General features: G+C 54.9%; 12 protein-coding genes and 1 riboswitch. Of the genes, 5 read left to right on the top strand and 7 right to left on the bottom strand.

Going from position 1 to position 14,070, the window contains the following annotated elements; genetic code table 11:
- Positions 1 to 67 precede the first annotated feature (67 nt).
- The 5 genes from gcvPB to IE076_RS03755 form a co-directional block, all read right to left on the bottom strand.
- Entirely contained in the window at positions 68 to 1,657 is a 1,590-nt protein-coding gene (gene gcvPB, locus IE076_RS03735) for an aminomethyl-transferring glycine dehydrogenase subunit GcvPB (protein ID WP_189435383.1), read from the bottom strand.
- Positions 1,654 to 3,003, bottom strand: coding sequence for an aminomethyl-transferring glycine dehydrogenase subunit GcvPA (gene gcvPA, locus IE076_RS03740; RefSeq protein WP_189435384.1), 1,350 nt, complete (start codon positions 3,001 to 3,003; stop codon positions 1,654 to 1,656). Before gcvPA ends, gcvPB begins: the two co-directional genes overlap by 4 nt.
- A 126-nt stretch (positions 3,004 to 3,129) precedes the next feature.
- Positions 3,130 to 3,501 carry a glycine cleavage system protein GcvH gene (gcvH, locus tag IE076_RS03745; RefSeq protein ID WP_189435385.1) on the bottom strand — a complete coding sequence of 124 codons (372 nt, stop codon included), beginning with the start codon at positions 3,499 to 3,501 and terminating at the stop codon, positions 3,130 to 3,132.
- 70 nt (positions 3,502 to 3,571) lie between these two features.
- Positions 3,572 to 4,714 (bottom strand): glycine cleavage system aminomethyltransferase GcvT, encoded by a 1,143-nt coding sequence (gene gcvT / locus IE076_RS03750; protein ID WP_189435386.1) that lies wholly within the window; start codon positions 4,712 to 4,714, stop codon positions 3,572 to 3,574.
- Between the two features lie 197 nt (positions 4,715 to 4,911).
- Positions 4,912 to 5,006, bottom strand: a riboswitch (glycine riboswitch).
- Between the two features lie 121 nt (positions 5,007 to 5,127).
- A complete protein-coding gene (locus IE076_RS03755) occupies positions 5,128 to 5,895 on the bottom strand; it encodes a hypothetical protein (protein WP_209008799.1) in 768 nt (255 codons plus the stop codon).
- 30 nt (positions 5,896 to 5,925) lie between these two features.
- On the opposite strand from IE076_RS03755, the gene ispH reads away from it, so the two are divergent.
- The 5 genes from ispH (at position 5,926) to IE076_RS03780 (ending at position 9,757) form a co-directional block, all read left to right on the top strand.
- Positions 5,926 to 6,921, top strand: coding sequence for a 4-hydroxy-3-methylbut-2-enyl diphosphate reductase (ispH, locus tag IE076_RS03760; RefSeq protein ID WP_189435387.1), 996 nt, complete (start codon positions 5,926 to 5,928; stop codon positions 6,919 to 6,921).
- Positions 6,922 to 6,923: 2 nt separating this feature from the next.
- Positions 6,924 to 7,889, top strand: a complete 966-nt coding sequence (locus IE076_RS03765) for a homoserine kinase (protein ID WP_189435388.1) — start codon at positions 6,924 to 6,926, stop codon at positions 7,887 to 7,889.
- A complete protein-coding gene (rnhA, locus tag IE076_RS03770; RefSeq protein ID WP_371871465.1) occupies positions 7,886 to 8,338 on the top strand; it encodes a ribonuclease HI in 453 nt (150 codons plus the stop codon). Before IE076_RS03765 ends, rnhA begins: the two co-directional genes overlap by 4 nt.
- A 23-nt stretch (positions 8,339 to 8,361) precedes the next feature.
- Positions 8,362 to 9,288: a diacylglycerol/lipid kinase family protein gene (locus IE076_RS03775; protein ID WP_189435389.1), complete on the top strand. Its 927-nt coding sequence runs from the start codon at positions 8,362 to 8,364 to the stop codon at positions 9,286 to 9,288.
- A gap of 184 nt (positions 9,289 to 9,472) precedes the next feature.
- Positions 9,473 to 9,757, top strand: coding sequence for a PilZ domain-containing protein (locus IE076_RS03780; protein ID WP_189435390.1), 285 nt, complete (start codon positions 9,473 to 9,475; stop codon positions 9,755 to 9,757).
- A gap of 90 nt (positions 9,758 to 9,847) precedes the next feature.
- Here IE076_RS03780 and IE076_RS03785 read toward each other — a convergent pair whose 3' ends face one another.
- Together IE076_RS03785 and IE076_RS03790 are read right to left on the bottom strand one after the other, a co-directional pair.
- Positions 9,848 to 10,906, bottom strand: coding sequence for a D-alanyl-D-alanine carboxypeptidase family protein (locus tag IE076_RS03785; RefSeq protein ID WP_189435391.1), 1,059 nt, complete (start codon positions 10,904 to 10,906; stop codon positions 9,848 to 9,850).
- A 187-nt stretch (positions 10,907 to 11,093) separates the two neighbouring features.
- The gene (locus IE076_RS03790) at positions 11,094 to 14,012 is read right to left on the bottom strand and encodes an EAL domain-containing protein (RefSeq protein ID WP_189435392.1); all 2,919 of its coding nucleotides are present in this window, start codon (positions 14,010 to 14,012) and stop codon (positions 11,094 to 11,096) included.
- Positions 14,013 to 14,070: the final 58 nt, after the last annotated feature.

Raw genomic sequence — 14,070 nt, forward strand, 5'->3', positions numbered from 1 at the left:
GGTTCAAAGAGAAAGCCCGGCTGCTTTTGCAAGAGCCGGGCTTAAAGGTTTTGCGAAACCGGCGCTATCAGGCCAGTTCTGGTGCCACTTTGGTTGGTTCCGGAGCGACCCATTTCAGCACTGGTTTACGCGCTGCGGCCGTTTCATCAAGGCGGCGACGCGGAGCCAGGAAGGGAGCTCCCTCAAAGCGCTCTTTTTTGCCAGCTTTTGCACTCATGACCAGATCGCGCATGGTTGCAACGAACAGGTCCAGAGAGGCGCGGCTTTCGCTTTCGGTTGGCTCGATCAGCATTGCACCACTTACGACCAGCGGGAAGTACATGGTCATTGGGTGATAGCCTTCGTCGATCATGGCTTTTGCGAAGTCCAGCGTGGAGACGCCAGTATCCTTCAGGAAGCTGTCGTCGAACAGGACTTCGTGCATGCATGGGTTTTCGCCAAATGGCAGCGTCATGAGATCCTGCAGGCCAACGCGCACGTAGTTTGCGTTCAGAACGGCATCCTCAGATGCCTGTTTCAGACCGTCGGAGCCGTGGGAGAGCATGTAGGACAGGGCGCGCACATACATGCCCATCTGACCGAAGAATGCGGTCATACGGCCAAATGGTTGCTCACCGCCCTTGAGCTGGTCTGTAGTCTCAACTACTTCCAGCTCTTCTCCGTTTTTACGGATGAATGGAAGCGGAGCGTAAGGTGCCAGACGATCTGAGAGCACAACCGGACCAGAACCTGGCCCACCACCGCCATGCGGTGTGGAGAAGGTTTTGTGCAGGTTGATGTGCATGGCATCGATGCCCAGATCACCCGGTTTTGCCTTGCCCACAATGGCGTTGAAGTTTGCGCCATCACAGTAGAAGTAACCGCCAGCATCATGGATTGCTTTTGCAATCTCGATCACTTCCGGCTCAAACAGGCCACAGGTATTCGGGTTGGTGAGCATCAAAGCAGCCACCTGACCTTCGTGGGCTTCGATCTTTTCGATCACTGCATCCACGCTGACGGTGCCGTCTTCACGCGCCGGGATTGAGACAACCTTGTAACCGACCAGAGCTGCGGTTGCAGGGTTGGTGCCGTGGGCACTTTCAGGAACCAGAACGATGGAGCGTTCTTCACCTTTGGCTGCGATGGCATGCTTGATCGCCATCATACCGCACTGTTCACCGTGGGCGCCTGCTTTCGGGCTCATGGCCACAGCGTTCGTGCCGGTGAGTTCCATCAGCCAGTCGGCCAGCTCGGAGATCAACTCGAACGCACCAGGAACGGTGGAGATTGGCTGGAGCGGGTGAATGTCGGCGAAGCCCGGCAGACGCGCCATCTTTTCGTTGAGGCGCGGGTTGTGCTTCATGGTGCAGGAGCCCAGCGGGTACAGACCTGCATCAATGGCGTAGTTGTTGCGGGACAGGCGCACGTAGTGGCGCATGGTTTCCGGCTCGGAGAGAGCTGGAAGGTCCACCACTTCGCTGCGCATATGGTTGCCAAGGCGCGGGGTGAAGTTTTCCGGCTCGTCCAGATCCACACCACAGTTATCCATGTGGCCGATCTCAAAGATGAGCGGCTCTTCCATATCCAGTGCGCGGTTGCCGGTAAAGGTCTGATGCGGCATTGGCTCGCTTGCTTCGCCAGAGCGTGTCGGACGTCCCTGAGTGTTCATAGTCATGCCAATACCTCCTTGAGAGCTTGTGCATAGGCTGCACGGTCCTCATCGGTGTTCACTTCGGTGCTCGCTACAACGATCAGGTTGTCCAGATCTCCGCCGGATTTATCCAGACGGCAGACAGGAACACCGCCCAGAACACCTTTTTCTGCAAGTGCTTCGATCACGTCGTGTGCGTTCTTTGGCGTACGGATGGTGAATTCGTTGAAGAATGCGGAATTCAGAACTTCAACGCCATCAATCGCCGCAAGGGCATCTGCCAGAGCAACTGCATTCATGTGGTTGACGCGGGCGAGGCGCGCGAGGCCGTTGCCGCCAAGCATGGTCATGTGGATGGTGAATGCCAGAGAACACAGACCAGAGTTGGTGCAGATGTTGGAAGTCGCTTTGTCGCGGCGAATGTGCTGCTCGCGGGTGGACAGCGTGAGCACGAAACCGCGCTTGCCTTCTGCATCCACTGTTTCCCCGCAAAGACGGCCCGGCATGTTGCGGATGTACTTCTGACGGGTTGCAAACAGGCCGACGTATGGACCACCGAAGGTGAGCGGATTACCGATGGACTGGCCTTCGCCAACCACGATGTCCGCACCCTGAGCACCTGGGCTTTCCAGAAGACCAAGGGAGACAACTTCGGTGAACACAGCAATCAGCAGCGCTTTGTGGGCGTGAGCTTTTTCTGCGATCGGCTTCAGATCAATCAGTTGGCCGTAGAAGGATGGAGACTGGACCACCACACAGGAGGTTTCGTCATCAATCTGCGCCAGAATGTCTTCTGTACCCGTTGGATCAGCAGGGAGCGCCACAACAGAAGCACCCGGAAGTTTGGCGGAAACGCCTTCAACCACTTCACGGTACTGAGGATGCAGACCGCCGGAGAGCACCGCTTTTTTCTTGCGGGTCACACGGTGCGCCATCAGCACGGCTTCGGCAGTGCCGGTGGATCCATCGTACATTGAGGCGTTGGCAACTTCCATTCCGGTCAGGTTTGCCACCTGCGTCTGGAACTCGAAGAGTGCCTGAAGCGTACCTTGTGTAATTTCTGGCTGATACGGCGTATAGCTGGTTAGAAATTCGGAACGCTGGATCAGATGATCAACAGTCGCTGGGACATGGTGTTTGTAGGCCCCTGCCCCGACGAAGAACGGGAGTGATCCGGCACTGACATTTTTGTTAGCCATTGCACCGAGCTGACGCTCGACCTGCAATTCAGTCTTGCGACGGGGCAAGGTTGTCAGTTCTTCAAGGCGAACGGCCTCTGGAATATCGGCAAATAGCTCGTCAATTGACTCTACGCCGATACGCGCCAGCATGTCGGCGCGGTCGTTGTCTGAAAGCGGAAGATACCGCATGTTCCCTCTCCATCAGATTGTCTGATGCACGTTGAGGCAAAAGCAATCAGAGCTTCTGCCATTTCCTGCCACGCGGCTTTCGGCGTGACAGGTGACGAACGGCGTTTGGTTGCTTGCGTGTTTGCCTTAAAGCGTTTCTACAAATGCCTTGTAGTCAGCTTCGCTCATCAGCCCTTCAAGCTGAGATGCATTGCCAAGCTTGATTTTGAAGAACCAAGCAGCACCTTCAGCCTCTTCATTCACTTTTGCAGGCTCATCCACGAGAAGTTCATTGCCTTCAACGATTTCGCCATCTACTGGTGCGTAGACTTCAGAGGCAGCCTTCACAGATTCCACAACTGCAACTTCATCGTCCTGAGAAACGCTTTTGCCGTTCTCCGGAAGTTCGACATACACAACATCACCCAGCTGGTTCTGCGCGAAGTCAGTGATACCAACTGTGGCCACGTCTCCCTCAACCTTCAGCCACTCGTGGTCTTTTGTGAAATATGTGCTCATTTAAGTGTTCCCTACACTGTCGTTTGTCGATTGAACTTTGAATGGGGCGGGCTTGGTGCCCGCGCCGGACTTATTTCGGTTTGCGGTAGTAGCGCTGCGCTACAAACGGCATCTCGGCAACCTTGGCTTTGAGCGCGCGGCCACGAACCAGAATCTCCAGCTCGGTGCCAATTGCTGCCAATCTGGACGGGACGTAGCCCATGGCGAGCGGTGCACCCAGGGTTGGGCCAAAGCCACCAGAAGTGACGCGGCCAACGATTTCTTCTGTACCTGGCACGCGGATTTCCGCACCTTCGCGCGCCGGAGCGCGGCCATCCAAAAGCAGACCTACGCGAAGATTTTCGGTTCCTTCTGCGAGCTGCTTGAGCACGCGGTCCCCACCGGGAAAGTCTCCGGCTTCTTTGCGACGCTTTTGCATGCAGAAGGTAATGTTGCCTTCAACAGGTGTGGTGTTCTCGTCAATGTCGTGACCGTAAAGGCAAAGACCAGCCTCAAGGCGCAGGCTGTCGCGGGCGCCAAGGCCGATTGGTTTGACACGCTCATCTGCGAGCAGTGCTTTTGCCACGGCTTCGGCAGCACCTGCAGGGACGGAGATCTCGTAGCCGTCTTCTCCGGTGTAGCCGGAGCGGGAGGCGATAACGGAGATACCGTCAAACTCGAGCGGTCGGGCTTCCATGAAACCCATCTGCGCAGCTTCGGGCGCGTGCAGCGCCATCACTTCCGCGGCTTTTGGGCCCTGAAGAGCGATCAATGCGCGGTCTTCTACGATCTCAAGCTTTACGTTTTCAGGAAGAGCTGCTGCGATGACTTTGTAGTCGTTGTCTTTACAAGCAGCGTTGACGACGATCATGAGGCGTCCGTCATCTTCTGCCGCCAGAGGGCGGGAGACCATAAGGTCGTCGATGATACCACCGTTGTCGTTGAGCAGAACCGTGTAGCGCTGCTTACCCGGCTTCAGTTCCTTCATATTGGAAGGAACGAGTGCTTCCAGTGCAGCTGCGGTGGTTGCGTGGTCCGGACCGACAAGCCAGGCCTGCCCCATGTGGGAAACATCAAAGAGGCCTGCGCTTTCACGGGTGAAGAGGTGTTCTTTCAAAACGCCGAGCGGATATTGTACAGGCATCTCATAGCCCGCGAATGGTACCAGTTTGGCGCCAAGCTCGGTGTGAAGATCAAAAAGCGGTGTTCTTAGCAGGTCTGCAGTATCAGCCATTAGGTCCCCTCAGACAGTGGCGTACACGTCAAAGACCATCCCTGTTCACGGAATGATCGCGTACGCCCCCTCTGTCTCGAGAACCTGAGAGATTTCCCCCACTGGCCGTCACAGGCCAATGAGATTACTCCTTCGGTGAGTAACGTAACGCGCGATCCTTTAAGACTGCGGCGCTGCGCACTGCTTTCCAGAGTGTTGCTTACTGTGCGGTCCTTTTGCCTGAGAGTTTCCGGGGCGGTTGCTCCTTCGGCGATAAATCCAGTTTGGGCTTATTCTCTCCCGCACAGCCCTGTCATTCGCCAGCCCTCCTCAGACCCGGCGAATGTATTCTTTCTCGCTGGCTGCAACGTGACAGCGAGAAAGGCTGGCGCGACACTGTGACGCCAAGCTGTAAAGTCTTACTACCCTACTTTTTATTTTTCGTCGAATCCAAAGACGACATTTTGTCCCGGTTCATTCGGAAGAATAATATCTTCTTCCACAAATGCCCATGTGGCTGACGGTGAACCGGCGCCTAGGGTGACAGGTACGCTAAAGAGTTTGGAGTAGATCGTCTTGTCTTCGCCATCCACATCGTGTGTGACGGCCACACGGATCGGCAGCAGAACTTCGCCACCTTGCCAGGTTGGACCTGGTGTGATGCTACCTGCAATGCCCAGCTTCATTGCTGAGTTTTCGCCGGACTTGTTACAGGTGCGCGCCGAATCCGTGATGATTGCCTGATAGCTTAAGTTCTCCGGTGCTCTTTCCTGTCCGCGTGGATATACGGCCAGAATGGTTGTTCCGGAAAGTTCCTGCAAGGAGGGGCAGATGGCAGGCGCCTGAAGCACTGACAAGTCAAAAGTATTCTCAGTAGCAGGCGGATTTGCTGACGAGGCCTCCAGATCAGCATCTGATGAACCAAAGCTTCCACAACCCGCCAGAGTTGCGCCTATTCCTGTCAGAAGTATTAGTCGTCCTGTGTTTTTGAGCAGCGTCTTAGCCAATAAATTGCCCACCATACGAATCCCAAATGTAACTGCAGTTTTTGTTTCTATAACAGCCGAAAACGCAAATGGCGAGATGCATCCGTCCCCGGAAACACGGTAGGGGAAGCTGATGGGCTGAATCTTGGAGAAAATCGGCTCATGGTGCACGATTAAAAACTCTTTTTCTTGACAGCAGCAGTCAACATCCTTCAATTGCTCAAAGTCAAAACTCAGGAATACGCTATGCAGGTTACGCCGGCCCCCAAGGCACCGATCAAAATTCTTCTTTGCGCTCCACGCGGCTTTTGCGCCGGTGTTGATCGCGCGATCCAGATCGTCGACCTCGCCCTGGAGAAATACGGCGCCCCTGTTTATGTGCGTCACGAGATCGTTCACAACAAGTTTGTGGTGGAGTCATTGCGCAACAAAGGCGCTGTTTTTGTTGAGGAATTGGACGAAATTCCCGTGGATGACCGCCCGGTTATTTTCTCAGCTCACGGTGTACCGAAGTCTGTTCCAGAAGCTGCGCGGCTGCGTAATCTGTTCTTCCTTGATGCGACCTGCCCTCTGGTTTCCAAGGTACACAAAGAAGCAATTTTGCACGACCGGCGCGAGCGGGAAATTCTGCTAATCGGCCATAAAGGCCATCCGGAAGTTGTCGGCACCATGGGCCAGCTGCCTGCCGGACGTGTATCACTGATTGAGACCGCTGAAGATGCTCGTCAGTTTGAACCGAAAACAAACAGACAATTGGCGTGGATATCACAAACGACGCTTTCTGTTGATGATACCGAGGAAATCGTCGAGATCCTTGAGGAGCGTTTCCCAACAATTGCGAAGCCGCACAAGGATGACATCTGCTATGCCACCACAAACCGCCAGCATGCGGTGAAGCAAATCGCGCCGCAGTGTGAGGCAATGATTGTGGTTGGGGCGCCAAATTCCTCCAACTCCAAACGTCTGCGCGAAGTTGGAGAGAGAGCGGGCTGCAACAAGGCTGTCCTTATCCAAAGAGCCGCAGAGATCTCCTGGGATGATTTTAAGGGTGTGCGCTCGCTTGGCATTACCGCTGGTGCCTCTGCTCCGGAAGTCCTTGTTGAAGAAATTGTTGACGCTTTCCGTGAGCATTTTGATGTGACGCTGGAAACCGTTACAACCGCTGAAGAGAACATTTCATTTAATCTACCGAAAGAGTTACGGACCAATCCCGCACCTAGCGGAGCGAGTTCGGCGCAATAGTCATGGCTGTATACACCGATGTTTCCGATGAAGAGCTGGGCGCCTTCATCGACCGTTTCGACATTGGCAACCTGCTCTCTTATAAGGGCATTGCTGAGGGCGTTGAGAACTCCAACTATCTGGTTCATACGGAGACGGGTCATTACATCCTGACGCTCTACGAAAAACGGGTTAATCCGGATGATCTGCCGTTTTTCCTTGGGCTGATGCAGCATCTTGCCGCCAAGGGCTTCAACTGCCCTACCCCGCTTATCGACCGCGACGGACAGATGCTTGGCGAGCTTGCTGGACGTCCTGCTGCGATGGTCACCTTTCTTGAGGGCATGTGGGTACGCAAGCCGCAGCTCGCGCATTGCGCTGAACTGGGCAAAGGCATGGCGCAAATGCATTTGGCTGGCGCTGACTTTGAGATTAAGCGGCCAAACTCCCTCAGTGTTGATGGCTGGGCACCTTTGCTGGAGGCAAGCCGTGATCGTGCGTACGAGGTGAAGCCGGGTCTTGCTGAAGAGCTGACAGAAGAGTTGGCCGAGCTACAAGCGCTGTGGCCAAAAGAGCTACCAAGCGGTGTGATCCATGCGGACCTTTTCCCCGATAACGTGTTTTATCTGGGCAAGGAGCTCTCCGGTCTGATCGATTTCTACTTTGCCTGTAATGATGCGTTTGCCTATGACGTTGCGATCTGCATCAATGCCTGGTGCTTTGAGCCGGATGGCATGTTCAACGTGACTAAGGCACGGGCACTACTGGAAGGCTACCGTAGTGTGCGTCCTTTCAGTGAACTGGAATTCGACAATCTACCTTTGCTGTGCCGTGGTGCTGCGCTGCGCTTCCTGCTGACCCGTCTTTACGATTGGCTGTCTGTGCCGGAAGGTGCGCTGGTCGTCCCTAAAGACCCACTTGAATACCTGCGCAAACTCAGGTTCCATCGTGGGGTATCCAATGCAACCGCATACGGGCTGGATAAATGAGTGATATCAAACGAGTAGAGACCTGGACGGACGGAGCCTGTTCCGGCAACCCCGGTCCCGGTGGCTGGGGCGTGCTGCTGCGCTTTGGCGAGCATGAGAAAGAACTGTGTGGGGGCGAGTCTGACACAACCAATAACCGCATGGAGTTGATGGCAGCGATTCAGGCGCTCGATTCCCTGAAGCGCTCCTGCGCCGTCGATCTTTATACGGACAGCTCTTATGTGAAAAACGGCATCACGCAGTGGATGCACAACTGGAAACGCAAAGGCTGGCGGACGGCCTCTAACTCTCCGGTCAAAAACGCCGATCTTTGGCAACAGTTAGATGAGGCTGCCAAACGTCATGATGTTTCCTGGCACTGGGTTAAAGGCCATGCCGGGCACGATGAAAACGAACGTGCGGATGAACTTGCACGTAAGGGTATGCAGCCCTTCAAAAAGTCCATTTAAGCCAGGAAGGTCAGAACAGGTTTATGGACAAACCGCTTTCCCCTTCCCCACTGGATGAGGCCAGAACGAAGCCACGCAAGGCCAAGCGTGTGCTTATTCTTGCCAATCCCACCGCCACATCATTCCGTATGCAGAACATCACAGAGATTGTGACGTGTCTGGAGGCGGCGGGGATGAAGGTGGAGCTGAAACTGACGGAACGGGCAAGTGAAATTGCCGAGACCTGCGCCGATCCTGATCTTAACAGTGACATTCTTGCGGTTGCAGGCGGGGATGCCTCCGTCAGTGATGCCGCTTCCACCCTGCTGGCCCGGGGTATGAAGCCGCATCTGGCGATTATTCCGTCCGGGACTGCCAATATACTTGCGCATGAATTGAATGTACCACGGACACCCCAAGAGATTGCCAAGACCATCATTGCAGGAAAGACACAAAAACTGCACAACGGCTACGCCAATGGGCGGCCGTTCTTCCTGTCTACCTCAACGGGGTTCGATGCAGAAATGGTGCATGTGGTCCCGTTGCGCCTGAAGCGCCGCTATGGGCGGCTTGCCTATCTCTTCATTGCAGCACAGCTTGCCTTTTCCCGGCGTAAAGGGAACTTCAAGGTGCAAGCGGATGGTGAAGAGCTGAACTGTGCCATGGCTCTGATCACCAATAGTCAATACTATGCCGGGACCCATCGCGTGGTGCCCCATGCCTCCATCCTGGAAAAGCAGCTACATCTGCTCACCTTTAAAGATGACAGTGCCTGGGCACTCTTTAAATACGCCTGCCGGTTGCTTACGGGCACTGTATCTAAATCGCCGAATGTTGAGTGCCGAAACATCAAGACTGCCCGCATTGAGGCGTACCGGGCAGCAGCGGTTCAGATTGATGGAGAACCGTTTGGCGGCACACCGCTGGAAGTGTCTGTCGGTGATTGCGAGCTGACTGTCATCTCCGGCTGAGCAGACAGCCGGATTACTCCTTTCGCACCTATTTAATCATTAGCGTTGATATGTGAAGCGCTTAGCCTAGGCATTTGCGTGCCTGATTGTACACATCTGCGCATAATTCAATTGACAATACAGTCAGCTATTTCCAAACTATCGGTTCTAGTAATCACACGTCCACGTAAATGCCGATGGTCTTATGATACCTCGACCGAAATTGTTAGAGATAGAAAACAGAGACCACAAGCGGCATGGCTGTCGGTGGCCTGCTGTTCTGTTTGCGGAGAACTTCAGCCGATCCTGTGTGATTGAAGACATCAGCAATAGTGGTTGCCGGTTGCATATCAATACGGGCAAGCTCACTGCCAATGATATTGTGAAAATTCAGGTGCCGCCCCGCCAGCTGTCCTTCGTCGGCAAGGTGGTCTGGCTTCGCTGTGATGAAGCAGGCATCAAGTTCACCTCGAAGCCTGCAAAACTCTGAGTGGGCCTTACTGCTCAGACAGGCCTGTCGCTTGCTCCGACATGAGCCTCCGGCAAACTCTCAATCAATGACTGGGTGTTTTGGACGGTATTATTCCGGCTTGGCGCGTGGTAGCGGTGCCTGGAAACCGAAAGAAGCTTGCCAAGTGCGGATGCTGTGCCTTTGGGGTTCCAGCGATGCCGTCAGATAACTCTTGTTTCTTCCTATTCCCATTGGATAGCGCTTGTTTTGCTCTGCTTCATAGGCAGCACTTTGGTTACTGCACACGCGCATGCGCATATCTTCGGGCTGCTTCTGCAGGTCATTGACCATGTCTTGAAGGTTGCTGCCATTCGGGCTTAGATCGCCATTCATTGCTTCGGTTAAGAGCTTGGCTGCCCGCTCACTGCGCTCCCGCCCGGTTGTTGCACCAAGGACAACGGCCATCAAACGCTGCCCATCTCTATCGGTCAGCGCGACGATATTGCGGCCAGAGGGACATACAAATCCGGTCTTCATGCCGACAGTGCCGGGGAGACGGGTGAGCAAGTCATTGTTGGAGGTGAGGTCTTCCCTATCAATGAAGACTTCTGACGTGGCGAACACCTCATGGTACTGCGGGAAACGCAGGTAGACTTCACGCGCCAGAATGGCGAGGTCGCGGGCTGAAGTTTGCTGAGCGGGATCGAACAAGCCATTGGCGTTGACGAAGTGGCTTGCAGTCATTCCGAGGCGCTGTGCCTGCGCATTCATGCGCATCACAAAAGCCTCTTCAGTACTCGCAACCCTTTCAGCAAGCGCCACTGCAACATCATTGGCTGAACCGACGAGCATGGCGTAGAGCGCATCCTGAAGGGTCATGGTGCTTCCAACCTTCAGGCCGGATTTCAAAGACTGTTGACTCATCGCTCTTGGTGACATCACCACTGGCGATTTGAGAGTAACTTCTTCGTTCGCAAGAGCTTCAAAGGTGACGAGAGCGGTCATCAACTTGGTCACCGAGGCCGGGTACCATGGGTGGCCAGCATCTTCAGCATAAAGGACTTGCTGGGTGTCCAGATTCACCACCAGTGATGGCGTAGCCGCAGCTGGCACTGCATATGCAGAAGTAATAAGGGTCAGACCAAGCGCGGCCGGGAATTTTCGAAGGGCATTACGAAAGCAAAACATACGGATATGGGTCTCAGACTGGCAAAGGAAAGTCTGCGCAGATACCCTCAGAAAAATGCCGCGAATATGTCACCGGATGAATTAAACAGTGGAATACGAAACTGATTGATCAGAGCGTGCACCGAGGCAGAAAAACGGGGATCTTTTGTGAAGATCCCCAGTCTCTAATCTCAATTCATTTTTTCTATCAGCTCTGAGTGCTGCGGTCCTGTTGGGCGAACTGTTCTTTGAGCATGCGGCCTGCCTCAGCGGCGCGCATTGGCTGGCCGAAGTGGAAGCCCTGAACGTATTCGCATCCAAGCTGGAAGAGCTCCAGTGCATCAGATTCAGTCTCAGCGCCTTCTGCAACCACTTCCATACCAAGATCATGACCAAGGGCCACGATGGTACGCAGAATGACCGGGCGAGCGCTCTGCCCGCTTGGGCGGACGAAAGACTGGTCGATCTTGATGGTGTCGAACTGGAAACGCTGAAGGTAACTGAGGGACGAGTATCCTGTACCGAAGTCATCCAGTGAAAGACCTGCCCCGAGGCCTTTCAAGCGCTCAAGAACCTGAACAGAGAATTCCGGGTTCTGCATAACCAACGATTCAGTCAGCTCCAGCTTCAATGAACCCGGCGTCAGCGCAGTACGAGCTAGAACGGCTTTAACGTCGTTGATAAGATCCGGTTTCAGGAGCTGGCGGGACGAGATGTTGACCGACACAAACAGCGGCATCGCATGTTTGAACTCGCGCTGCCATTGCGCCAGCTGGCGAGCACCCTTTTCCATCACACGCAGGCCAAGTTCATTGATCAGGCCGCTTTGTTCAGCGACTGGAATGAATTCGGATGGTGGGATCAGGCCACGGGTCGGGTGCTCCCAGCGTGCAAGTGCTTCAAAGCCAGCCGTGGTTTTATCCGAGAGACGTACGATGGGCTGGAAGAAGACCTTGATCTCGTCTTTTTCAAGCGCAGAGCGCAGGTCATTGTCGAGCGCAAGGGTGTTACTGGCCACAGGCTTGAGCGTTGGGCGGAAGATCTCAATGCGATCACCACCAAGGCGCTTGGCGTGGTTGAGGGCAATCTCGGCGTCGCGCATCAGGTCCGTCGCCTTTTCCAGACCACCGTCGTATATGGAGGCACCGATCGAGGCGGTCAGGAATACGTCCTGATCGCCGAAGGTCACAGGTGTGCGCAGTGACTTGCGCAGTTCATCGGCAAAGGCTGCAATGCGGGTTGCATCCTGCTCCGAGATCATCAGAACTGCAAAGGTATCTGCGGTGATGCGCGATAGGGAGTCTTGCGGCTTGATCAGACGGGACAGACGGCGCGCTGCGGTAAGCAGCATGGAGTCGCCAGCGGTCTGGCCGATGCTGTCGTTGACCTGCTTGAAGCGGTCCAGATCGATCAGGATGACGGTTGGGTTCCCGTTGCCTTCTGCTCTTGAACGTGCCAGCGCGGCCACGAGGCGGTCCATGAACAGTTCGCGGTTTGGCAGGCCGGTCAGGTTATCGTGCACCGCGTCGTGCATCAAACGCTCTTCGGCGGTTTTCTGAGAGGTAATGTCCAGCAGTGTACCAACGCAGCGGACCACTTCGCCATCAGAGCCGAGCACCGGACGAGCGCGCATCTTGAACCAGCGGTAATGACCATCTTCACCACGTAGACGGAATGCCTGATTGACCCGGCCACGGCGATGATCAATCACCGCATCCAATGTGCCACGAAACAGGTCGCGGTCTTGCGGGTGGAGAATTTCCAGCCACAGGCGAGCAGGACCATCAAGCAGGCCGGGTTTGATGCCCAAAGCTTCTTCAAGACCGCCACTGGTGTGGATCTTGTCACGGTCTACATCCCAATCCCAGATGATATCGCCAGAGCCGGTGAGCGCGAGCGCACGGCGCTCAACGTCACCCACGATGCTGTGTGACAGGCCTGAGCCAGCAAAGGCGTGCTGCATGACGGTGAAGCCGAGCAGCAACACGAACAGGACAAGACCACCTGCGAGAGCGGGCTGCACCAGATCGCTTTGCAAAATGCCGGAGGTTGCCATCCAGGCTGCGAACAGCCACGCAAGGAATAAGAACCATGTTGGCAGCAGCATAATCGCCCGCTCGAACCTGCGGATGGTAAGCATCACGATTATCCCGAAACCGGAGAGCGCCACACCAGCCATCAGAACACGTGAGATGCCTGCTGCGATGGTTGGGTCCCAGAGTGCCAAACCAAACAGACTAAGGACGACGACAAACAGGCCGATGGCGAGATGGGTGTAATGAATGTGCCATCGGTTGAGACCGAGATAGGCGTAAAGGAAGACGACAAGCGCGGCCGTGAGACTTATCTCCGCCATGGCTCGATAGAGCTGGTCATCTCCAAGCGTTCGCCCGAAGACCAAATTCCAGAAACCAAAATCGATACACAAGTAGACCAGAACCGCCCATGCCAGCGCTGCTGTTGCAGGGAAAAGAACCGTGCCCTTCACCACAAACAGGATGGTGAGGAACAGCGCCAGTAGACCTGCAATGCCGAGTACGATGCCACGGTAGAGCGTGTAGGCGTTGATGTTGTCTTTGTAAGCTTCCGGCTTCCAGAGACGGATTTCCGGCAGGCTTGGTGACTTCAGTTCCGCGATGAAGGTTACGTTTGCACCCGGATCCAGCGTAATGCGGTAGATATCGGCTTCTGTGCTGCGCTCGCGAATTGGTGGGATGCCCTGACTTGGTGTCAGGGACACAATGCGGCGCTGGCCCAGATCTGGAGCCAGAACGCCGCCACCGGTCATTTTGTAGTAAGGAGCCACAAGCAGACGGTCGATCTGCTCCTCTCCCGGATTGGAGAGTGCGAAGACTGCCCAAGAACTGGCGGTGTCATCAATGGAACGCACTTCAATGCGGCGTACGATGCCGTCAGAGTCGGGTGCGGTGGAGACCTGAATGCTTGTGCTGGTGTTGGGATAGATGTCGACGGAGCTGGTCAGATCGAGTGCATCAATATTTTCTGGAACGACAATTGCGTCCAAAGCCAAGGCTTGCGATGCAGCCACAATAAGCAGGAGAGCGCTTAACAGAACAGCCTGAATAACGTTCTGCACGCGCTGACAACAAGTCCCTTGCACCGGCATCTCCACGATAGCACAAAATTAACTGAATTCCTAAGCAAGATCCTTACATCGTCAAGGC

Origin of the sequence: Pseudovibrio japonicus, assembly GCF_014651595.1 — a bacterium.
In the GTDB taxonomy this organism is placed as follows: Bacteria; Pseudomonadota; Alphaproteobacteria; order Rhizobiales; family Stappiaceae; genus Pseudovibrio; species Pseudovibrio japonicus.